Source organism: Fulverythrobacter ferritrahens, from assembly GCF_020539485.1.
GTDB classification, from domain to species: Bacteria; Pseudomonadota; Alphaproteobacteria; order Sphingomonadales; family Sphingomonadaceae; genus Andeanibacterium; species Andeanibacterium ferritrahens.
Map to the genome: position 1 here is coordinate 14,034 of NZ_JACDXU010000005.1, position 19,634 is coordinate 33,667.

At 63.7% G+C, this 19,634-nt stretch carries 19 protein-coding genes, 1 tRNA gene and 1 pseudogene; 9 read left to right on the forward strand and 12 right to left on the reverse strand.

The annotated features are described in order from the left end of the window. Nucleotides 1–61: 61 nt before the first annotated feature. The 3 genes from nusG to H0274_RS14665 form a co-directional block, all read right to left on the reverse strand. Nucleotides 62–598 (reverse strand): transcription termination/antitermination protein NusG, encoded by a 537-nt coding sequence (gene nusG / locus H0274_RS14655; protein WP_226796322.1) that lies wholly within the window; start codon nucleotides 596–598, stop codon nucleotides 62–64. Nucleotides 599–626: 28 nt separating this feature from the next. Then, nucleotides 627–821 carry a preprotein translocase subunit SecE gene (gene secE, locus H0274_RS14660; protein WP_226796393.1) on the reverse strand — a complete coding sequence of 65 codons (195 nt, stop codon included), beginning with the start codon at nucleotides 819–821 and terminating at the stop codon, nucleotides 627–629. Between the two features lie 323 nt (nucleotides 822–1,144). Beyond that, a tRNA-Trp gene (locus H0274_RS14665) sits at nucleotides 1,145–1,220 on the reverse strand. A gap of 111 nt (nucleotides 1,221–1,331) precedes the next feature. Between H0274_RS14665 and aat the strand changes: the two genes are divergently transcribed. Beyond that, entirely contained in the window at nucleotides 1,332–2,144 is an 813-nt protein-coding gene (gene aat, locus H0274_RS14670) for a leucyl/phenylalanyl-tRNA--protein transferase (protein ID WP_226796326.1), read from the forward strand. A gap of 35 nt (nucleotides 2,145–2,179) precedes the next feature. Here the strand turns inward: aat and H0274_RS14675 are convergent. The 4 genes and pseudogenes from H0274_RS14675 to H0274_RS14690 form a co-directional block, all read right to left on the reverse strand. Then, nucleotides 2,180–2,590, reverse strand: a pseudogene (locus H0274_RS14675) (DUF2155 domain-containing protein); the annotation flags it as partial. 2 nt (nucleotides 2,591–2,592) lie between these two features. Next, on the reverse strand, nucleotides 2,593–2,994 hold the full coding sequence (locus H0274_RS14680) for an NADH:ubiquinone oxidoreductase subunit NDUFA12 (RefSeq protein WP_226796328.1): 402 nt from the start codon (nucleotides 2,992–2,994) through the stop codon (nucleotides 2,593–2,595). Nucleotides 2,995–3,112: 118 nt separating this feature from the next. Continuing rightward, nucleotides 3,113–3,604: a DUF192 domain-containing protein gene (locus H0274_RS14685; protein WP_226796330.1), complete on the reverse strand. Its 492-nt coding sequence runs from the start codon at nucleotides 3,602–3,604 to the stop codon at nucleotides 3,113–3,115. Then, on the reverse strand, nucleotides 3,601–4,188 hold the full coding sequence (locus H0274_RS14690) for a regulatory protein RecX (RefSeq protein WP_413463487.1): 588 nt from the start codon (nucleotides 4,186–4,188) through the stop codon (nucleotides 3,601–3,603). Before H0274_RS14690 ends, H0274_RS14685 begins: the two co-directional genes overlap by 4 nt. Nucleotides 4,189–4,333: 145 nt before the next feature. Here H0274_RS14690 and H0274_RS14695 point away from each other — a divergent pair, with 145 nt between their 5' ends. Further along, the gene (locus H0274_RS14695) at nucleotides 4,334–6,067 is read left to right on the forward strand and encodes a fatty acyl-AMP ligase (protein ID WP_226796334.1); all 1,734 of its coding nucleotides are present in this window, start codon (nucleotides 4,334–4,336) and stop codon (nucleotides 6,065–6,067) included. 15 nt (nucleotides 6,068–6,082) lie between these two features. Here H0274_RS14695 and H0274_RS14700 read toward each other — a convergent pair whose 3' ends face one another. From H0274_RS14700 to H0274_RS14720, 5 genes are all read right to left on the reverse strand, one after another. After that, on the reverse strand, nucleotides 6,083–6,919 hold the full coding sequence (locus H0274_RS14700) for a hypothetical protein (protein WP_226796336.1): 837 nt from the start codon (nucleotides 6,917–6,919) through the stop codon (nucleotides 6,083–6,085). Nucleotides 6,920–7,853: 934 nt separating this feature from the next. Next, on the reverse strand, nucleotides 7,854–8,264 hold the full coding sequence (locus tag H0274_RS14705; protein WP_226796338.1) for a hypothetical protein: 411 nt from the start codon (nucleotides 8,262–8,264) through the stop codon (nucleotides 7,854–7,856). A 32-nt stretch (nucleotides 8,265–8,296) separates the two neighbouring features. Further along, the gene (locus H0274_RS14710) at nucleotides 8,297–9,214 is read right to left on the reverse strand and encodes an SDR family NAD(P)-dependent oxidoreductase (RefSeq protein ID WP_226796340.1); all 918 of its coding nucleotides are present in this window, start codon (nucleotides 9,212–9,214) and stop codon (nucleotides 8,297–8,299) included. A 4-nt stretch (nucleotides 9,215–9,218) separates the two neighbouring features. Next, nucleotides 9,219–9,737, reverse strand: a complete 519-nt coding sequence (locus H0274_RS14715) for a nuclear transport factor 2 family protein (protein WP_226796342.1) — start codon at nucleotides 9,735–9,737, stop codon at nucleotides 9,219–9,221. Next, nucleotides 9,734–10,303 carry a nuclear transport factor 2 family protein gene (locus H0274_RS14720; RefSeq protein ID WP_226796344.1) on the reverse strand — a complete coding sequence of 190 codons (570 nt, stop codon included), beginning with the start codon at nucleotides 10,301–10,303 and terminating at the stop codon, nucleotides 9,734–9,736. Before H0274_RS14720 ends, H0274_RS14715 begins: the two co-directional genes overlap by 4 nt. Nucleotides 10,304–10,445: 142 nt before the next feature. On the opposite strand from H0274_RS14720, the gene H0274_RS14725 reads away from it, so the two are divergent. From H0274_RS14725 to H0274_RS14755, 7 genes are all read left to right on the forward strand, one after another. Next, entirely contained in the window at nucleotides 10,446–11,852 is a 1,407-nt protein-coding gene (locus H0274_RS14725) for an MFS transporter (RefSeq protein WP_226796346.1), read from the forward strand. Between the two features lie 121 nt (nucleotides 11,853–11,973). Next, on the forward strand, nucleotides 11,974–12,738 hold the full coding sequence (locus H0274_RS14730; RefSeq protein WP_226796347.1) for a nuclear transport factor 2 family protein: 765 nt from the start codon (nucleotides 11,974–11,976) through the stop codon (nucleotides 12,736–12,738). A 141-nt stretch (nucleotides 12,739–12,879) separates the two neighbouring features. Continuing rightward, the gene (locus tag H0274_RS14735) at nucleotides 12,880–14,310 is read left to right on the forward strand and encodes an NAD-dependent succinate-semialdehyde dehydrogenase (protein ID WP_226796348.1); all 1,431 of its coding nucleotides are present in this window, start codon (nucleotides 12,880–12,882) and stop codon (nucleotides 14,308–14,310) included. A gap of 34 nt (nucleotides 14,311–14,344) precedes the next feature. Next, complete coding sequence (locus H0274_RS14740) at nucleotides 14,345–15,910, forward strand: FAD-binding oxidoreductase (RefSeq protein WP_226796349.1); 1,566 nt, start codon at nucleotides 14,345–14,347, stop codon at nucleotides 15,908–15,910. 2 nt (nucleotides 15,911–15,912) lie between these two features. Next, entirely contained in the window at nucleotides 15,913–16,968 is a 1,056-nt protein-coding gene (locus tag H0274_RS14745; protein ID WP_226796350.1) for an amidohydrolase family protein, read from the forward strand. Between the two features lie 102 nt (nucleotides 16,969–17,070). Further along, nucleotides 17,071–17,925: an SDR family oxidoreductase gene (locus H0274_RS14750; RefSeq protein WP_264295676.1), complete on the forward strand. Its 855-nt coding sequence runs from the start codon at nucleotides 17,071–17,073 to the stop codon at nucleotides 17,923–17,925. A gap of 76 nt (nucleotides 17,926–18,001) precedes the next feature. Then, nucleotides 18,002–19,630, forward strand: a complete 1,629-nt coding sequence (locus H0274_RS14755) for an MFS transporter (protein ID WP_226796351.1) — start codon at nucleotides 18,002–18,004, stop codon at nucleotides 19,628–19,630. Nucleotides 19,631–19,634 lie beyond the last annotated feature (4 nt).

The following is a 19,634-nucleotide window of genomic DNA, read 5'->3' on the forward strand; positions in this document are numbered from 1 at the left end:
GCAGGAAACGCCGAATTACAACCGCGATCCCGCCCGGCGCGTGCCGCAGCGGGATACCGGCTTACTTGGAAAGTTCGACGTGCTCGAAATCCAGCTCGACCGGAGTCGCGCGGCCGAAGATCGAAACCGAAACCTTGACCTTGTTCTTGTCGAAATCCAGCTCTTCCACCACGCCGGTGAAGCTGCTGAACGGGCCTTCCAGCACCTTGACCTGATCGCCGATCTCGTAATCGACGTGGACTTCGCGCTTGGGCATCGCGGCGGCTTCTTCGCGCGCGCCGAAATAACGGGCAGCTTCGCGTTCCGAAATCGGCTGCGGCTTGCCGTTGGGGCCCAGGAAGCCGGTCACCTTCGGGGTGTTCTTGATGAGGTGATACACGTCATCGTTGAGGTTGAGCTTGGCCAGCACATAGCCGGGCATGGTCTTGCGCTCGACCTGAACCTTCTTGCCGCGCTTCACTTCCGTGATGGTCTCGGCCGGGACTTCGACCTGTTCGACCCCGTCGGAGAGGCCCATGCGTTCCGCCTCCGAGATGATCGAATCGCGGACCTTGTTCTCGAAGCCAGAATAGGCGTGGATGATGTACCAGCGGGACATTGCTTACGGTTCCGTCTCTTGGGTCAGCTCAGGCCAGCGACAGGAGCCACTGGACGATCGCGGAAAACAGAGTGTCGACTCCCAGGAAGAACACCGAGAGGATCACCATCATGATCGCCACGAAAATGCCGGTGGTGACAGTTTCCTGACGGGTGGGCCACACTACCTTGCGGGCTTCAGCCTGCACCTGGCGCATGAATTCGCCCGGATTGATCTTGGCCATGGTTTTCTCGCTTCCGTTTTCGCGATCGGCAAACAAACTCGTCATGCATTCCGCCAAAGGATCTTCGCCGCCCCGGTAATTTACCGGGAGGGGCAAGGATTCTCCGATGTCGGAAAGCCCGACCGCATGTAGCGACGGTGCATCGCCATGGCAAGAGAGGCAGGAGTTTAAGGCTGCGGCGGCAGTTACGTTTCGCGATTGCGGCCTGATCGCGCCGGATCGGGGCCCCTGCGATTCGCTCACCCGCGCCGCGGGCCAGCCTGCGAATCAGGCGCGACGGATGGCGCCATCCGTCCGGTTTCAGGGCAAGGGAGGAAATGGCCTGGCAGGAGTGGCAGGATTCGAACCCGCGGCCCTCGGTTTTGGAGACCGATGCTCTACCAACTGAGCTACACTCCTCCAGGCGGTTGCGCCTCTATCGCCAAGCCTGCGGGATAGCAACCCGCGATCTCAGATGACTGGACAACACTTCCCATTTCCGCCGGGGACAGAGACTGGTAAATAGCGCAAATGCACGCTCCTGCGCCCAAGATCATTCCGCCGGATACGCTGCTGCTGGCCTATCGCAGCGGCATATTTCCCATGGCGGACAGCCGCGATGACCCGGAAGTATTCTGGGTGGAGCCCCGGCTGCGCGCGATTCTGCCGCTGGATGGCTTTCATTGCTCGCGCTCGCTGGCAAAGGTGATCCGGCAGGATCGCTTCATCGTGACCTGCAACGAGGCTTTTGACGAAGTGCTGGATGCCTGCGCCGCCCCGCGCGACGGGCGCCCGGAAAGCTGGATCAGCGAGCGAATCGCCGCCAGCTACCGCACGCTCCACATGTCCGGCCATGCCCATTCGATCGAATGCTGGCTGCCCGATGGTGAAGGTGGGCGCAGGCTGGTGGGCGGGCTTTACGGCGTGAGCTTCGACCGGGTGTTCTGCGGCGAGAGCATGTTCAGCCGCACGCGCGATTCATCCAAGGTGGCGCTGGCCTGGCTGGTGGCGCTGCTGCGCCGGGCGGGGGCGGAATTGCTCGATTGCCAGTTCCTGACCGAGCATCTGGCCTCGCTAGGCGCGGTGGAAGTGCCGCAGGCGCGCTATCTGGAATTGCTGGCAAAGGCCTGCCGCCCCGGCCCCGAGGCGGATTTGCCCGCGGCCTATTCGGCGTTGCTGGCCGAAGCTGCCGGGCTGGGCGCGGCGGCGGGCGATGCACTTTCCTCAGGCGTGGGTTCGGCTCCGGCAGCAGAAGCGGAAGATGCCGCGCCGCGACCCTGCGGAGGCAAAGGCGATTCCTCGCCCGGGAAGCTCATCGCGCAATCCTTGACCCATACGTCATAGATCGGATGCTCCACCACGTTGAGCGAGGGGGAGTTCTTGAACAGCCAGCCCGAGAAGGCGCGCATCCATTTGGGATTCGCGCCGGGCGAGCTGCGCTGGGCGATCAGCACCTGAACGAAAGCCCCCGTTTCGGGCGGATTTTCCCACGGCGCCGTCTTCTCGCAAGTGGCGAGGCGCACGATCACATCGCCGACGCGCTTCGATTCGCCGGGCTTGATCAGAATGTCCTGCGTCAGATTGTTGCGCTTGTTCAGCAGGCCCAGCGTGGCCACGCGTTCTTCGCGCGGAGTGCCCAGCCCTTCATCCGCGACCACGGCAGGCATGTCGGCAGAGGCGAATTCCTTGGGGACGACGGTTTCCTGCCCTTCGGGCACAGAAGGTTCGCCCTTGCAGGCCGCCAGCATGCCGAGAAGCAGCAGAGCCGGAAGGGCTGTCGCCCGGCGCATGATCAGGCGTCCGGATTCCAGGGTTCGTAATCGCCCGTGGCGCGGGCACGCACGCCGCCGCGCTCAAGGGCGCCGGCCGGGCGATAGGCTGCCGCAGTGCCGGTGGCGTTGGGCGTGTAATCCACTTCCCAGATGCGCGGCGGGGGCAGGTTGCTTTCGGGCACGCCGTCAAACGAGCCGTGCAGCCAGCCATGCCATTCGGCCGGAACGCGGCTGGCATCGTTGGCGCCATTATAGATGACCCAGCGCCGTTCGCGTCCTTCGACGGTCTTCTTGTTCTTCGCGCGGTAATAGCGGTTGCCCTGCGCATCGGTGCCCACATGCTCGCCATTCATCGAGCTGAACATCGCGGTGCCGATGGTGGCGCCGTCCCACCAGGTGAAGATCTTGCCGAGGATTCCCATGGGCGCCGCGTTAGCCGCAAAGCCGGGGGCTGTGCAAGCCAAACACTGCGCCCCTCATGCGCAAATCGGGCGGGGCGTTCCGGGGGAGCCCAGGGTCAGGCCCAAGGCCAGGTGTGCTCTACCATTCCACCTTGGCGCCCGGCTCGATCCCCAGCTCGGCCGCGCGCCCGCCATTCAGCTCCAGCACGGCGGAAGCAATGCCATCCGACGTCTGCGGATCGAGCGAATAGGGCACGGTATTGGCCGCGATGTTCAGGATTTTCCCATCGGTGCCGATGAAAATGATGTCCAGCGGGATCACCGTATTGCGCATCCAGAAGCTGGCGAAATCGGGCGGGCGGCGCGGGAAGATCATCCCCTCATCCGCGCCCATCTGCTTGCGGAACATCAGGCCCTTGGCCTGTTCTTCCTCGCTGCGGGCCACTTCCACCATGAAGCGATGCACCTTGCCGCCCTGCGTGATGGTCAGCGGGATGACCTCAAGGCCGGATTCGGAGTGACGGGAAGATGGGGTCTGCGCGGTCGGGCTGCCGGTGGAGGCGGCATCCTGCGCGGAACAGCCCGCAAGCGCGGCGAATGCGGCCAATGCAATGAACCTGGAAACCGTCACGACCACTCCTCTTCTCCGGGGCCCACTTCGTCAGGCCCCGCCGCCCATTCCTCGGCGGCCTCGGGGCTGGGGGCATCCACCAATTCGCGGATATTGTCGAGGCTGTGCCCCGCGCGCAGCATGGCGGCGATCTGTTTCTCGCGCATGGCACGATCCACCGGCGTTGCAGCGAAGGGGCCGAAGCGGCGCTTGCGGGCCAGTGCCAGCACGGCGCGGCGCTGTTCCCCCGCACCGGCGCGCAGCCCCTCGCGAATCTCCTGCGATATGCCCGCCGCGTTCAGCGCCTGACTCACCCGGCGCGGGCCATAGCCCCGGCGCAGCAACCCGCCTGCCTTGACGCGGGCATAGCTGGCGTCGTCCACATAGCCGAGCGCGGCATAGCGGCTGACCAGCGCGGCGATATCCGGCTCCCCATCCCCGTCCCAGCCCCGTTCGCGCAATTTGCGCGCCAGATAGGCTTCGAGCTTCGCCGCGCTGGTGGCAAAGCGCGCGACATAGGCCAGCGCCAGTTCTTCCAGACGCGCGCGATCGAGCGGTTTCGGCGGCTTTTTTTGCCGGGGATTGTGACGATCGGCCGAACGCATGGCCATATTCGTGCCACAGTCCCCGTAGATTGGACAGCATGCGCGAGGTGTATATTCCGCAAGGGATGTAGCTTTTCAGCTTGCGTTCAAGCGCCCGGCAGGATTTGGGGCGCGCTTTGGGATCAAGAACGGGTTTCTCTAGACCATGACCGACGCCGTATTAGTGCCTACTCCGAACAAGTGCGAATTGCCGCGCCGTCGCGCCGATTTCGCCACCTTTGCGGAGGCGCTGGACTATGCCGCTCAAGGCGTGAAGGGCTTCAATTTCCACGATCCGCGCGGGACGCTGATCAGGCCCTACCCCTTCAGCGAGCTGCGCCAGGATGCGCTGAAGATGGCCTATCGCCTGATCGCCCATGGCGCCAAGCCGGGTGACCGGATGGCACTGATCGCGGAAACGGGCCCGGATTTCGCCGCCCTGTTCTGCGGTGCCATCTATGCCGGCGTCTGGCCCGTGCCCCTGCCGCTGCCCACCAGCTTTGGCGGCAAGGATCATTATATCGATCAGATCGCCGTGCAGATGGAAAGCGCGGAACCGAAGTTCCTCTTCTACCCCGAAGAGATCGAGGGCATGGCCCTGGCCGCGGCCGAGCGGCAGGGTTGCGAGGGAATTTCCTGGCAGTCCTTCGCTGCGGAAGACGCGCCCGAGGTGGAGCTGCCGCAGCTCGATCCGGAAGCCATCTGCTTCCTGCAATATTCCAGCGGTTCCACCCGCTTCCCGCATGGCGTGGCGGTGACGCATCGCTCGCTGCTGCATAATCTTGCCGGCCATGGCCACGGCATGCAGATCGGCCCGCTGGACCGCTGCGTCAGCTGGCTACCCTGGTATCACGACATGGGGCTGGTGGGCTGCTTCCTCTCGCCCATCGGCAACCAGTTCTCGGTCGATTATCTGAAGACCGAGGATTTCGCCCGCCGTCCGCTGGCTTGGCTCGATCTCATCAGCCGCAACCCGGATATGTCGGTCAGCTTCTCGCCCACTTTCGGCTATGACATCTGCGCCCGCCGCGTTTCCAGCCAGACCCATGTGGCCGAACGTTTCGACCTGTCGCGCTGGCGCATCGCGGGCAACGGGGCGGATATGATCCGGCCCGACGTGATGCAGAATTTCGTCAACGTCTTTGCCGAAGCCGGCTTCCGCGCCGATGCCTTCCTGCCCAGCTACGGCCTGGCCGAAGCGACCCTGGCGGTCACGCTGATGCCGCCGGGCGAAGGCATTCATGTGGAACTGGTGGAGGAAGAACGCCTTTCCGGCACCCCGCGCGATCTCTCGCGCCCGGCCCGCTATCGCGCCATCGTGAATTGCGGCAAGCCGGTGAAGGGCATGGAACTGGAAATCCGGGGCGAGACAGGCGATGCCCTGCCCGATCACCATATCGGCAAAGTATGGTGCCGCGGCCAGAGCGTGATGCATTCCTATTACCGCGATCCTGAAGCGACCGCCGCCTGTCTGGTGGATGGCTGGCTGGATACGGGCGACATGGGCTATATGGCCAATGGCTATCTGTTCATCGTCGGCCGCGCGAAGGACATGATCATCATCAACGGCAAGAACCACTGGCCCCAGGATATCGAATGGGCCGTGGAGCAGCTGCCGGGCTTCAACCATGGCGACATTGCCGCCTTCTCCATCGAAATGGACACGGGCGAGGAAGTCCCCGCCGTGCTGGTCCATTGCCGCGTTTCGGACGAGGACAAGCGCGTGGAACTGCGCGAGCAGATCCGCGACAAGGTCCGCTCGGTCACCGGCATGAACTGCGTGGTGGAACTCGTGCCCCCCCGCACCCTGCCCCGCACCAGCTCGGGCAAGCTCAGCCGCGCCAAGGCGAAGAAGCTTTATCTGTCCGGCGAGATCGAGCCTTACAAGATCGCGGCGTAAGAAAGCGAGGCTGGGTCAGTCGGCGACGACCCAGCGCCCGTTCCGAAAACGATAGACGAAGGGGCTGATGCAGCGCGGCTGCGCCAGGCAATCTTCCCGAACCGTCTGCTTGAAATTTTCGAGGCGCGGGCCGTCCTGCATAAAGGCAATGAAGACGAACTGGTCGGAAACCGCTGTCGCGAACAAATCCGGCGACAGTTGAGGCTCTGCGGCCGTCCACCATTCCGTGTCCGCAAGCAGACTTGGCAGATATTCGAATTCCTCGAAGACGTAGGGCTGCCCTTCCTTGAGCCCATCAAGCGATAACTCAGGGAGAATCGCCTTGGTCTGCTTCATTGCCAGGGGCCATGCCTCCTCCTGGGTGAGGCCCAGCTCCCGCAGTTCCTTCAGCGCGGGAACGCTTATTGTGCTGGGACTATCCAACGCGAGCAGGGCATAGAGCCCCTCCCCAATCTGGCGATATTGCGGCCGATCGTCGGCGGGAATGGCATCGCGCAAATAATCTATATAGTCCTGATCGCGAACGAGAATTCGCAGATCCTCCTTCGAGGCTTCGGTTCGTGGAGCAGTCAGTTTGGCGACGTAGTCCTGCTTGACTGACTCGCAATCGTCCGCTGAGGCATTCAGACAGAACCCATAGATGCGGTGAAGATTGTAGAGTGCGTCGTCCCGGCGATCCTCATTCGGGGCAACTATTACAAGCGGTTCGTCCGCCTTCACCTGGAGCGTCTCGCCCGGCAGCGCCGATTGCAGGCGCTGCAACATATCCTTGGCGAAAGCCTCTTCAGTGGGTGCGGCGTCGCACGCGCTGGCGACACAGAGAGCGGCAAGGGCGATGAAGAAGCGGACCATGCAGCTTAGTAGGGTTGGCAATATGGCGGCGCAATTGAGCAGGATCACTTAACGTCGGCAATCCGACACAGGCCCCCATCCGGCGGCGAGCCCGGACATAACGCCAGCGTGTAGAACAAACCAATCGCGCGGCCGGCACGGCGTCAGGAACTGAGGCGCGTGCGGAGCGGGCGGAGGGAGTTGCGAGAGACCGGGCGCCCATCCGCAGCGCCTTGGGTTCGGCCCTTTGATCGGTGATCGGCCAGGAAAGGCGCCACGGGCTCGCGTGCGGCGTGCTTTCCCTCGCGAGTGATCATCTCGCGCCACTGGCGGTGATCCGTCCCGGAGAGCCCGTCCTCCAGGGACAGGTGTGCACGGGCAGAGGAGAGCACCACACATCCGATCATCCGCGTCTGAGCGCTGGGAGGCATTGCCATTGGGAGAACCGCCCAAGGGAGCACACACCCGCGCCGGCCGCGTTGTTCTGTTGAACAAGGGAGGCTTGCGGTCGACATCGCGCCCCTCCGGACTGGTAGGTAATTGCAGGTTTGCTAGTCCTGCAATGTGCTGGGGCATATAACCGAAACGGTTCGAAATGTCAAGTGAAAACGCCAATTCAACACAAGCCTCCCTCGTCATCCCAGCGAAAGCTGGGATCGCTGACCGGATTGCGTGGGGTAATGTGGAAGGGTTTCACGCGGAGACGCGGGGGCGCGGAGAGAGAGTGGGCGCTCGCAGAGGCGCAGAGGCGCAGGGAGGAGCGGGGCGCAGGGAGGAGCGGCTGGGCGCATTCCCTCCGCGCCTCCGCGTCTCCGCGTGAGTATTATTGGGTTCGCGCAAAGAGCGCTGAGGGGCTGCCCCAAGCCCTACCCTTCTAATGAGGGCCAAGCGCCACATCTTCGCGTGCTTTGCGCAAACCAAAAACTCCACGCCTCTGCGAGCGCAAAACCTCCTGCTAAATCCCCGAAGCGTCCAGCAACAGCAGGCAGGGCTGCATGATCGCCGCCATGGTCTTCTGCCCGCTGCCGGCCCCGGTGCCATCGGCCTGCAAGCGCTCGGCCTCAGCCTTGTAGAGCGCCTGCACCTGTTCGCGGCTGAGCTTCATCTCGTCCATCAGCCGGGCGCTCGACTGAACGAAGAATTCCTTGCCGCGCTGTGCCAGCGGGGGGAAGGCCAAGGCGCTCTGCACACCGCGCGCCTGTTCGCCAGCGGTGATCGCAAAGGCGGCTGAGCAGCGCAGCAGGGTCTTCTGTTCGAGGTTCATCTGCGGTTCGCCCGCCGGCGCGCCGCCCGTCTGGGGCCCCGTCTGAGCAAGCGCGGGAGCGGCGCAAAGCGCAAGCGCGCCGGCAAGGAGAAAGCGGGTCATTCCCGCGCGCCTGCCATGCCCGGCCCTAAGGCTCACTGCACCGCATCGGCGGCACGGCGGGCCTGTTCGAAACTGTCGCGGCGCATCTTCTCGAAGGCGACGCGCTGTTCGAAACCGGCATCCTGCGGATAATCCCGGTAATCGGCCAGGATTTCGTCAAACAATTCCTCCAGCTCTTCCTTGTGATCGGGGTGCGTGAAGATATTCGCCCGGTTCTCCCGCAGGCCGTCCAGAATGCGGGCGCCGATGATGTCAGGCTCCATGCCGAATTCGTGCACGCCCTCCAGCCGCTTCACTGCCTCCGTATCGACCGGCTTCATCGCGCCCTTCAGCGTATCGGGCCGCACATCGTCGCTGGCGTAGATATAGCTCTTCACCAGGCCGGGATGGACCACGGAAACTCCGATGCCATATTTGTACATCGAATGGCGCAGCGAATAGGACAGGCCGCGCACCGCGAATTTGGCGGTATTGTAGATGCCCGGCGCCCCGCCCGCGATAAAGCTGGCCATGCTGGCGGTGTTGACGATGTGGCCGCCCTTCACTTCACCGGAAAGCGCGCGTTCCTTCATGCGCGGGGCGAAGGTCATCACCCCGTTGATGACGCCGTGCAGATCGACCCCCAGCACCCAGTCCCAATCGTCATAGGAACTGTCCTCGATCGTCTGGAACAGGTTGATGCCGGCATTGTTGAACAGCAGGCTGACCGGGCCGAATTCGGCCTCCACCCGGTCTGCCGCATCGCGGAAGCCATCGCGGCTGGAGACATCGAGCTGCACGCCCATCACCTCGCGATTGTCCAGCGTGGCCAGCGCCTTGTCGATGGAATCCTGGCGAATATCGGCAATGGCGACCTTGCATCCCTCGTTCAGGAGATTGCGCACGATGCCGATCCCCACGCCATTGGCGCCGCCGGTGACGAAGGCAGTGCGACCCACGAAATCCTTCATCCTATCAGTTCCTTTCCCCAGCCGCGCGCGCGGCCGCATCATCGTAATGCCGGACCGGGTTTGCGGAGGGAGTCTCCCGCCCCGGAATGAACTCGTTATAAATCTTGCGCCGCCTGAACAGCCACTGACCGTTCACGCGGGCAAGCTGGTCCTCATAGGTGCCGAAGCTCTGGATTTCGGGCGTGCGGCCGGGGCCGCCATCGGTCAGTTCCCACCAGAAGGCGGTGGTCCATGCCTCGTCCCCTTCCACGCGGATCACGATGTGGTCCAGCACATGGCGCAGCAAGGCCGGGCTGCCATCCTCGCGCTTGAACAGATCGCCCACCGCATCGCGGAACTTCTCGGCGCCAAGGCGGATCTCTTCCCTGCCGGTCAGCGTGGCCATGGCATAATCGAGCACGCCATCCTCGGTGAAGCAGGCGGCATAGGCTTCGGTATCGTGCCAATCCATCGCGAAGAGATAGCGGCCCATCAGATCCTTGATCTCGGCCCGGTCGCGGGCAAGCTGTGCCGGATCGCTCATGCCCGGGCCTTTTTCGCCCGCTCGTCCAGCAGGCGCACCGGATTGACCTCGCCCGTGGAACGGCCTTCGAGGAATTCGTTGAGGATGCGGCGCTTGCTGAACAGCCAGCGGCCATCCTGCTTCACCAGCTCGTCCTCATAAGTGCCGAAAGTGCCTGCCTTGGGCTTTCCGCCCGGCCCGTCATTCGCCATTTCCCACCAGAAGGCGACGGTAAAGGCACGGTCGCCCTCGATCCGGATCACCGTCTGCGAAATGATGTGCCGCAGGATCGCCGGATTGCCGTCCGCATCCTTGTAGAACTGGCCGATGGCCTGCTTGAAGGCGCGCACGCTCTCGCTGATGGCCTGGCGCCCCCTGGCGGTGCCGCGCGCGAATTCCAGTTCGCCATCCTCGGTGAACATGTCGAGATAGGCGTCGTAATCGCCCCAATCCATCGCGAAGAGATAGCGCGCCATCAGGTCTTCGATCGCTGCCCGATCCTCGGCGTAACCCGCCTGCATCACTGCCGCGCTCATCGCCGTGAAACCTGCTGCGATACCTTGCCTGCGGTGGCCTGCATGATGCACTCTCCCTATGGTTACCGGAGCCTCTTGGCCTCACGGACAATGTCAATTTTTGCTTCGCCTTTTTGTATTCACCACTTACAAATTGGCCAAGCACATTCCGCGAGTCTCCACAAAGAGAGACATCGAAGGAGAGGAACAGGCAATGGCGATTGCGCCGAATGCACAGGAATTGACTGCGGAAGCTCAGGCAAGCAGCACCTCAAGCCAGCCCTGGCCTTCGGAAAAAGCGGGATATTTCGCTCTTTTTGCGATCATTTTCACCACCTTCGTCACTTTCCTGGATCAGACGGCATTCGGCCTGCTGGCTGAAAAAATGAAGGTCAGCTTCGGCATTACCGACTTCACCCTGGGCCTGCTGCTGGGCCCGGTGACAGTGGTGGCCTATGTGGTCGTAGGCATTCCGCTGGCCCGGCTGGTGGACATCTATCCGCGCAAATACGTTCTTTCGGCCGGCATTGCCGCGCTGGGCGGAATCATGGCCCTGGGCGGGCTGGCGCAAAGCCTGTGGCAGCTGATCTTCACGCGCCTGTTCGTAGGCGCGAGTTCATCGGCCAACGGGCCCGGTTCCTATTCCATGCTGGCGGATTATTTCCGTCCCTTGCGCATTCCGCTGGTCTTCGCGCTGCTGCAGCTCGGCTTTATTCTGGGCCAGTCGCTGGGCAATATTCTGGGCGGCAGGCTGATCGCCTGGACCGAATCCTTCGGCGAGACGGTGACCCTGCTGGGGATCACCATTTTCAGCTGGCAGATCGTGCTGCTGCTGGTGGGCGCGCCGGGGCTGATCGCGGCATTGCTGTTCCTGCTGGTGAAGGAACCGCCGCGCCGCAGCCCGCCCGAAGCGCGCAAGCTGGTTGATCCGGGCGCTTCTTTCGGGCGCAAGTTCCTGGCCTTCATGGGGCTGGATGCCGCAATCGCCATCTGGCAGCGCAAGGCGGTGTTCCTGCCGCTGTTCCTGGCGCTGGCCATGTCCGCCATCGAAAGCCAGGGCCTGCCCCAGTTCCGCACCCCCTTCATGGTGCGCACCTATGGCTGGGACGAGGCGCAGATCGGCGGCGTGCTGGGCTCGATGCTGCTGGTGGCGATGCTGGCCGGTATCTTCGCGGGCGGAATATTCGTCTCGTGGATGGGCAAGCGCTACAAGGATGCGAATATCCGCGCGACGGCGATCATCTTCGCCTGCACCACGATAGTGACCATCGCCATGCCGCTGATGCCCACCGGGGAAGGCGCGCTGATCTGCATGGCGCTGGCATCCTTCTTCGGCCTGGCGGGCGCGCCGGCCCAGAATGCCGCGATCCAGCGGATCGTGCCGAATGAAATGCGCGGGCAGGTGACGGCGCTCTATCTGTTCATGTTCACTTTCTTCGGCGCCATGGGCCCGATGGTGATCGGCGGCGTCAGCACGTTCATCGTGGGGGACGAGCAGCAGATCTGGGAAGCCATCCTGATCACCGCCTGCCTGTTCCTGCCTTTGGCGACCTTCTTGATGTGGCGCGGCATACGCCCATATCGCGAAGAGGTGGAGCGGCTGGAGGCCGAGGGCAAATAGCCGCGACAAAGGGAAACAGGGCAACAGGACGGGGCAGAACCGTGGCCGAAAGCTTGCCGTTGACAGGTCAAGGCCACTGCGCAATTTGTAAGTAAAGCTTACTATTTCGGGAGAGTACCGCATGTCCGATGACCGGGTTGCCGCGCTTGAAGCGAAGCTGGCAGAACTCGAACACCGCCTCACCGTCCGCGAGGACGAGCTGGACGTGAAGAAGCTGCAATATCTCTACGGCTATCTGATCGACAAATGCATGTACGATCAGGTGGTGGACCTGTTCACCGACGATGGCGAAGTGCGCTTCTTCGGCGGCGTGTGGAAGGGCAAGGCAGGCGTTGCCCGCCTCTATATCGACCGCTTCCGCAAGCGCTTCACCCACAATAACAACGGCCCGGTGGACGGCTTCCTGCTGGACCATCCGCAGATCCAGACGATCATCGACATCGAGCCCGACGGCATGACCGCGAAGCTGCGCGGCCGTTCCACCATGCAGGCCGGCCGCCACAAGGATTATGCCGATCCGGCCGCGGGCCTGGGCGTGCGCCAGTGGTGGGAAGGCGGCCTCTACGAGAATACCTACAAGAAGGGCGCCGACGGCAAGTGGCGCATCCATGTGCTGAATTACTTCCCGCACTGGCATGCCGATTTTGACAAGGGCTGGGCCTATACCGATCCGGAATATACCCCCTTCATCAAGACCCTCTATCCCGAAGACCCGGCCGGGCCGGACGAACTGATCGAGGATCACTGGCTGTGGCCGGTCCACAAGCTGCTGCCGTTCCACATGAAGCACCCGATCACGGGTGAGGAAATGGTCGCGCAGCGCTGGGAAGGCGATGCCAGGCGCGATGCGGAACGCGCAGCCAAAAAGGCCGAAACCACGAAATGAATTCCGGGAAAGGGGCGGCATTTGCGTGCCGCCCCTTTCGCATCTGTCCCAGCCCGCTGGTGCGCACTTTTTCGCTTGCAAGTCAGGCGCAATGGATCAACCGCGCAGCCACATCCCCCCGGGCGAATGGAGTTGCTTGAAATGAGTGCATACCCCTCCCTCCATATGGTCATCGACGGCGAGAAGGTTTCAGGCGGCGCGCGCCGCACCTTCCCCGTGGTCAATCCCGTAACCGGCGAAACGCTGGGCGAATTGCCGCTGGCCGATCCCGCCGACCTCGATCGCGCGCTGGAAACCGCCGAGCGCGGCTTCCAGATCTGGCGCAAGGCCCCTGCCGCGCAGCGCGCCGCCGTGCTGAACGGCGCGGCCCGCCTGATGGCCGAACGGCAGGAAGAAATCGCCCGCATCGCCACGATGGAACAGGGCAAGCCGCTGGCCGAAAGCCGCATCGAAGTGATGATGAATGTCGGCCTGTTCCATTTCTACGCCGGCGAATGCCACCGCCTCTATGGCCGCGAACTCGTCCGCCCGGACGGTTTCCGCTCGGTCGTGCGGCACGAGCCGGTCGGCCCCGTGGCCGCCTTCGCGCCGTGGAACTTCCCCATCGGCAATCCGGGCCGCAAGCTGGGCGCGCCCATCGCGGCGGGCTGTTCGGTGATCATGAAGTCGGCTGAGGAAACCCCGGCTTCCGCCCTTGCCGTGCTGCAGTGCCTCTATGACGCCGGCCTGCCCAAGGAAGTGGCGCAGGCCGTGTTCGGCGTGCCCGATGAAGTGAGCCGCCATCTGCTGGGCAGCCGGATCATCCGCAAGCTCAGCTTCACCGGCTCCACCGTGGTGGGCAAGCACCTGTTGAAGCTCTCGGCGGAGAACATGCTGCGCACCACCATGGAGCTGGGCGGCCATGGCCCGGTGCTGGTGTTCGGCGATGCCGATATCGACAAGGCGCTGGATACGGCGGTTGGCGGCAAATACCGCAATTGCGGCCAGGTCTGCGTCTCGCCCACGCGCTTCATCGTTGAAGAAACCATCTTCGAGAAGTTCCGTGACGGCTTCATCGAACGGGCCAAGGCGATCAAGGTGGGCGATGGCCTGCAGGACGGCACGCAGATGGGCCCGATGGCCAATCCGCGCCGCCCCGAAGCGATGGACCGTCTGATCGGCCAGGCGAAGGACAAGGGCGCCAAGCTGGGCACCGGTGGCGAGCGGATCGGCAATCAGGGCTTCTTCTATGCCCCGTCCGTCCTGTCCGAGATTCCGCTCGATGCGGACATCATGAACGAGGAACCCTTCGGCCCGGTCGCCCTGATCAATCCGTTCAAGGGCGAGGAAGAGATGATCGCGGAAGCGAACCGCCTGCCCTTCGGCCTTGCCGCCTATGCCTGGACCGGCGACGCCAAGCGCCAGCAGCGCCTGGCCCGCGAGATCGAATCCGGCATGATCGGCATCAACAGCCACATGATCGGCGGCGCCGACGCTCCGTTCGGCGGCGTGAAGTGGTCCGGCCACGGCAGCGAGGACGGCCCCGAGGGCGTGCTGGCCTGCATGGTCACCAAGGCCGTCCACGAAGGATAAGCACACACAGACGGGAAGGGAGAGGAACGGAACTATGGATGACAAGACACTTGCGCCGGGCAGCCTGGATCAGGCTGTCCGCGCGATGGAAGCAGCACTAGGTTCCGAAAATGTCCTGACCCAGCAGGCCGCCATGGCCGATTACGGCGATCCCTTTGCCCCTCCCGGCGAATGGTATCGCCCGGGGGCGGTGCTGCTGCCCGGCAGTGTGGAGGAAGTGCAGGCGGTGCTGCGCATCGCCAATGAACACGGCACTCCCGTCTGGACCAGCAGCCAGGGCCGCAACAAGGGCTATGGCGGTGGTGCGCCGCGCGTTTCGGGCAGCTTCGCGCTGTCGCTGCGGCGCATGAACCGCGTGCTGGAAGTGGACGAGGAAAACTGCATGGCGCTGGTCGAGCCCGGCGTCCGCTTCTTCGACCTTTACGATCACCTGCGCGCCATCGGCTCCAAGCTGTGGATGTCGGTCCCCGATCTGGGTGGCGGCAGCGTGATCGGCAATGCGCTGGAACACGGGGTGGGCTACACCCCCATTGGCGATCATTTCGGCCAGCATTGCGGCATGGAAGTGGTGCTGCCCAATGGCGACATCCTGCGCACCGGCATGGGCGGCATGTCCAATCCGCATAACTGGCTGATCTATCCCCACAGCGCCGGGCCCAACTGGGACGGCATCTTCACCCAGTCCAATTACGGCATCGTCACCAAGATGGGCGTGGCCCTGATGCCTGCCCCGGAAGTCTATGCGCCGGGCTGGTTCATGCTCGACAATGAAGAGCATTTCGGAACCTTCCTGGAAGTGCTGCGGCCCCTGATGATCGACGGCACAATTTCCAACCAGCCGATGATCATCAACGCCGTCTGCGCCGCCAGCGCATTCTGGGGGCGCGAGGAATGGTACACGGGAAGCGATCCCATTCCCGAAGAAGTGATCGACCGGATCGCGGCCACGCCGGGCTTCGGCCGCTGGGTGATGCGCTTTGCCGTGATGGGGGACGAGCCCGTCGTGCGGCATAACCGCGCCAAGATCGAGGCCGCCTTTGCCACGATTCCGGGCGCCAGCGTGATGTTCGAGGAATTCGATGGCCGCAATCTGCCCGAATTCGAGAATCCGCATCACCGCGTCCAGGCCGGTATTCCCTCCATGGCGCTGGATCGCATGACCCGCTGGTATGGCGGCGAGGATGGGGGCCATATCGGCTTTTCCTGCGCCATGCCGATTGCAGGCAAGGATGGATGCGCCATTCGCGATCTGACGCGGGGCGTGCTGAACGAACGCGGGCTGGATTATTCGGCGGCAATCATCGTCGGACGCCGCAGCATGATCCATGTCGCGCTGGTGGTGTTCGACACTACCGATGAAGAACAGACCCGCAGCGCCTATGCCGCCACCAAGGCCATGCTCGAGCCTGCGGCCCGGCTCGGCTATGGCGAATATCGCAGCCATGTGGACTTCATGGATGAAGTTGCCGCGCTCTACGATTTCAACAACAACGCCCAGCAGCGTTTCGCCCAGAAGATCAAGGATTGCCTCGATCCCAACGGCATCCTCTCGCCGGGCAAGCAGGGCATCTGGCCCTCCTCTTATTGCAACAAGGACTGATTGTGACACACGAACTCAAGACCGGAGGTGACCGCGGTTACCTGCGCATTGCCACCGAAGAAGCCTTCGCCACCCAGGAACAGTTCGACGCCATCATGCGGCTGGTGAAGGAAGGCCGCGCCGACGAAGGCACGATGTCTCTGTGGGGCTTTTACGGCACCAGCGCCTCGGAACGCACCACTTTCATCCGCGAGCGCCTGCTCGACGTCGGCGAGCTGCGCATCCAGGCAATGGACGATACCGGCATCGACAAGGCCGTGCTGGCGCTGACCAGCCCCGGCGTCCAGTCGCTGTTCGACGTGGAAGAGGCCAAGGGCATTGCGCGGCGTTCCAACGACATTCTGAAGGATGCCTGCGAGAAATATCCCGACCGCTTTTATGGCATGATCGCCATCGCCCCGCAGGACCCGGAATGGTCCGCCGAGGAACTGAAGCGCGGCAAGGAAGAACTGGGCTTCCACGGCGTTCAGGTGAACAGCCACACCCATGGCCATTATCTGGACGAGGAACAGTTCGACCCGATCCTGCGCGCCTGCGCCGATCTGGACCTGCCGCTCTACATCCACCCGCAGGGCCCGCCGGACGGCATGATCGGCACCATGGTGGAAGCCGGGCTTGACGGGGCCGTGTTCGGCTTCGGCGTGGAAACCAGTTTCCACGGGCTGCGCATGATGACCACGGGGGTGTTCGACCGCTATCCCGGCCTGCAGATGATGCTGGGCCACGGTTGCGAGGCGATCCCCTATTGGATCTATCGCCACAATTACATGCATCAGGCCGGTGTCCGCTCGAAGCGCTATCCGCGCCTGCAACCGCTGCAGCACGATCTGTTCCACTATCTGCGCAACAATGTGCTGGCCACCAACAGCGGCATGCCCTTCGGCCCCGCCATCAAGCTCCTGATCGAGGTGATGGGCGAGGACCGGGTGATGTATGCGATGGATTACCCCTACGAATACGTGCCCGACGAAGTCCGCTGGATGGACAATCTGGACATCACGCCGGAACAGAAGAAGAAGTTCTTCCAGACCAATGCGGAGCGCTGGTTCAAGCTCTGATCACGGCGCTGGCGCGCGGGCGATTGCCGCCTGCGCGCCCGCGTGCTTCAAGGCCCGCAAATGAATGGATCACGCCGATAAGGGGCCCCAGGGGAGAGAGACATGACCATCTATGCGATTTGCGGAGCCTCCGGCCAGCTCGGCCATCTGGTGCTCGATGCCCTGCTGCGCAAAGTGCCCGCCGCCAATGTCGTCGCCCTGGCGCGCGATCCCGCCAAGCTGGCCGATTATGCGGCCAAGGGCGTGGAAGTGCGCGCGGCCGATTATGACGCGCCCGAAACGCTCGCCCCCGCGCTTGCCGGAGTGGACCGGCTGCTGCTCATTTCGGGCAGCGCCATCGGCCAGCGCCCGCGCCAGCATCAGGCCGTGATCGACGCGGCAAAACAGGCAGGCGTGGGCTACATGGCCTATACTTCCATCCTCCATGCCGACCGTTCGCCGATCAAGCTGGGCGAGGAACACCGCCAGACCGAGGCCGCGCTGGCCGCCAGCGGCCTGTCCCACGACCTGCTGCGCAATGGCTGGTATAATGAAAATTACGTCTTCTCGCTTCCCGCCCAGATCGAGGCTGGCGTGATTACCGGCGCGCAGGGCGATGGCAGGATCAATTCCGCCTCCCGCAAGGATCTGGCCGAAGGCGCCGCCGCCGTGCTGCTGGAGGGCAAGGGTGGCGATATTTATGAACTGGCTGGCGACACAGGCTGGACCCTGGCCGAATTCGCTGCGGAGCTTTCCCGCCAGTCGGGCAAGCCGGTTGCCTATGTGAACATGGGCGAGGAAGACCATGCCCAGTCGCTGATCGCGGCTGGCTTCCCCGAATATGCCGCGCGAGTAATCGCCAATTCGGCCTACAGCACCAGTCTGGGCGCGCTGGAGGAAACCGGCGGGACTCTGGGCAAGCTGATCGGCCGCCCGACCACGCCGATTGCGGAAACGATTGCGGAGGCGCTGCGTTAAGCCGGTTCAGGCATGAGTGTACTCGCCCCCGACCCCGCATTCGGCAGGGGCGGAGAGTGCGGGGGGAGGAGAAAAGATGGCGAGCAGCACAGCCGATAAGGGCGTGAGCGAAGGCGCAAAAGTCAGCCGTGCGGGCTGGTATGCGCTCACCATGGTTTCGGCCGCGCAGGCAATGAGCCTGCTGGACCGGCAGATCCTTTCCATCCTGGCCCCGCATATCCGCGAGGATCTTCAGATCGGCGATGCCGAGCTGGGCCTGCTTTACGGCACGCTTTTCGCGCTGTTCTATGCCCTCTTCTCGCTCCCGCTCGGCCGTCTGGTCGATGGCTGGGTGCGCACCAAGCTGCTGGCGCTGTGCCTTGCCGCATGGTCGATCTCCGCCGGGCTGGCCGCTTTTGCCAGCGGCTTCACGCTGCTCGCCATTTCCCGCCTCGGCGTGGGCATTGGCGAGGCCGCGACGCAACCTGCCGCCAATTCGATCATCTTCGACGAATTTCCTCGCCGCCTGCGCGGCACCGCCATGGCGGCGCTGGGCATTGCCGTGGCGCTGGGGCTGGGCCTGTCCATGACTCTGGGCGGCGTGGTCGCCCAATGGTGGGACACTGCCTTCCCCGATGGCGGGCCGGGCGGCTTTTCCGGCTGGCAGGCCGCCTTCCTGATCGCCGCCCTGCCCGGCCTGCCGCTCGCCTGGCTGATCTGGCGCATGCGCGAGCCGGTGCGCGGCGGGATGGACGGTATTGCCGCCCCGGAAGATCCCACGCCCTTCAAATCCAGCGCCGGAGTGCTGGCGGCGGTCACGCCGGGCACTAACTGGTTCTACCTCTGGCACCGCAGGGCGGGCGCAAGGCAATGGACGATCAACATCGCCAGCCTGGCCCTGATCCTGCTGGTCTGCATCGGCATGACCCGGCTGACGCAGGGCTTCTCCCCCCGGCCTGCGGTGGAGGCGCTTGGCCTGTCGATCGATCCCCATGTGATGCAATGGTTCGTCGTCGGCTTCGGCGCCTTCGTGATCGTGAACCTGTTCCAGAGCTTCAAGCTGACCGACAAGCCCGCCTATAATGTGATCCTCTCCCCCTCGCTGCTGCTGCTGATGGTGGTGGGCGGCCTTCAGACCTCGATCAATTACGGCGTGATGGGCTTCACCCCCTCCTTCCTGATCCGCGAATTCGGCCTTTCGCCTGCGGCAACCGGCCTGCAATTCGGCCTGCTATCCGCCGCGCTGGGGATGATCGGCCCGATCCTGGCCGGGCCCCTGTCGGACTGGCTGACGCGCCGCATGGGCGGGCGGGGCCGGGTCTTGCTGACCCTTGCCGCTCTGGGCATTTCGCCCTTCTTCGGCATCTGGACCTTCAGCGCCCCGGATGCGACCAGCTTCTATCTGCGTTTCACCGTCTACAGCCTGATCCTCACCCTGTGGCTGCCGCCGATCTATTCGCTGATGTACGATCTGGTCCTGCCGCGCATGCGGGGCATCACCAGTTCGGTCTATATCATCGTTTCCACTCTGCTGGGCCTTGGCATGGGCCCCTATTTCGTGGGCATCGTGAGCGACCGCAATGGCGGGGATCTTGGCCAGGCGATCATGTCGGTCAATGTGGTTGCCCCGGCGATCGTGCTGATATTGCTGTTCGTGCTGTTCAGGGTGAACCGTGACGAATCAACCATGCTGGCGCGGGCGCGCGCCGGCGGAGAACCTGTGTAAGAAC

Coding starts and splice junctions, on each gene's coding strand:
- H0274_RS14690 (WP_413463487.1), bottom strand. CDS start 4,188: ATGCGTTCGGCCGATCGTCACAATCCCCGGCAAAAAAAGCCGCCGAAA.
- H0274_RS14700 (WP_226796336.1), bottom strand. CDS start 6,919: ATGGTCCGCTTCTTCATCGCCCTTGCCGCTCTCTGTGTCGCCAGCGCG.
- H0274_RS14725 (WP_226796346.1), top strand. CDS start 10,446: ATGGCGATTGCGCCGAATGCACAGGAATTGACTGCGGAAGCTCAGGCA.
- secE (WP_226796393.1), bottom strand. CDS start 821: ATGGCCAAGATCAATCCGGGCGAATTCATGCGCCAGGTGCAGGCTGAA.
- H0274_RS14750 (WP_264295676.1), top strand. CDS start 17,071: ATGACCATCTATGCGATTTGCGGAGCCTCCGGCCAGCTCGGCCATCTG.
- aat (WP_226796326.1), top strand. CDS start 1,332: ATGCACGCTCCTGCGCCCAAGATCATTCCGCCGGATACGCTGCTGCTG.
- H0274_RS14705 (WP_226796338.1), bottom strand. CDS start 8,264: ATGACCCGCTTTCTCCTTGCCGGCGCGCTTGCGCTTTGCGCCGCTCCC.
- H0274_RS14740 (WP_226796349.1), top strand. CDS start 14,345: ATGGATGACAAGACACTTGCGCCGGGCAGCCTGGATCAGGCTGTCCGC.
- H0274_RS14710 (WP_226796340.1), bottom strand. CDS start 9,214: ATGAAGGATTTCGTGGGTCGCACTGCCTTCGTCACCGGCGGCGCCAAT.
- H0274_RS14680 (WP_226796328.1), bottom strand. CDS start 2,994: ATGGGAATCCTCGGCAAGATCTTCACCTGGTGGGACGGCGCCACCATC.
- H0274_RS14715 (WP_226796342.1), bottom strand. CDS start 9,737: ATGAGCGATCCGGCACAGCTTGCCCGCGACCGGGCCGAGATCAAGGAT.
- H0274_RS14695 (WP_226796334.1), top strand. CDS start 4,334: ATGACCGACGCCGTATTAGTGCCTACTCCGAACAAGTGCGAATTGCCG.
- nusG (WP_226796322.1), bottom strand. CDS start 598: ATGTCCCGCTGGTACATCATCCACGCCTATTCTGGCTTCGAGAACAAG.
- H0274_RS14735 (WP_226796348.1), top strand. CDS start 12,880: ATGAGTGCATACCCCTCCCTCCATATGGTCATCGACGGCGAGAAGGTT.
- H0274_RS14730 (WP_226796347.1), top strand. CDS start 11,974: ATGTCCGATGACCGGGTTGCCGCGCTTGAAGCGAAGCTGGCAGAACTC.
- H0274_RS14755 (WP_226796351.1), top strand. CDS start 18,002: ATGGCGAGCAGCACAGCCGATAAGGGCGTGAGCGAAGGCGCAAAAGTC.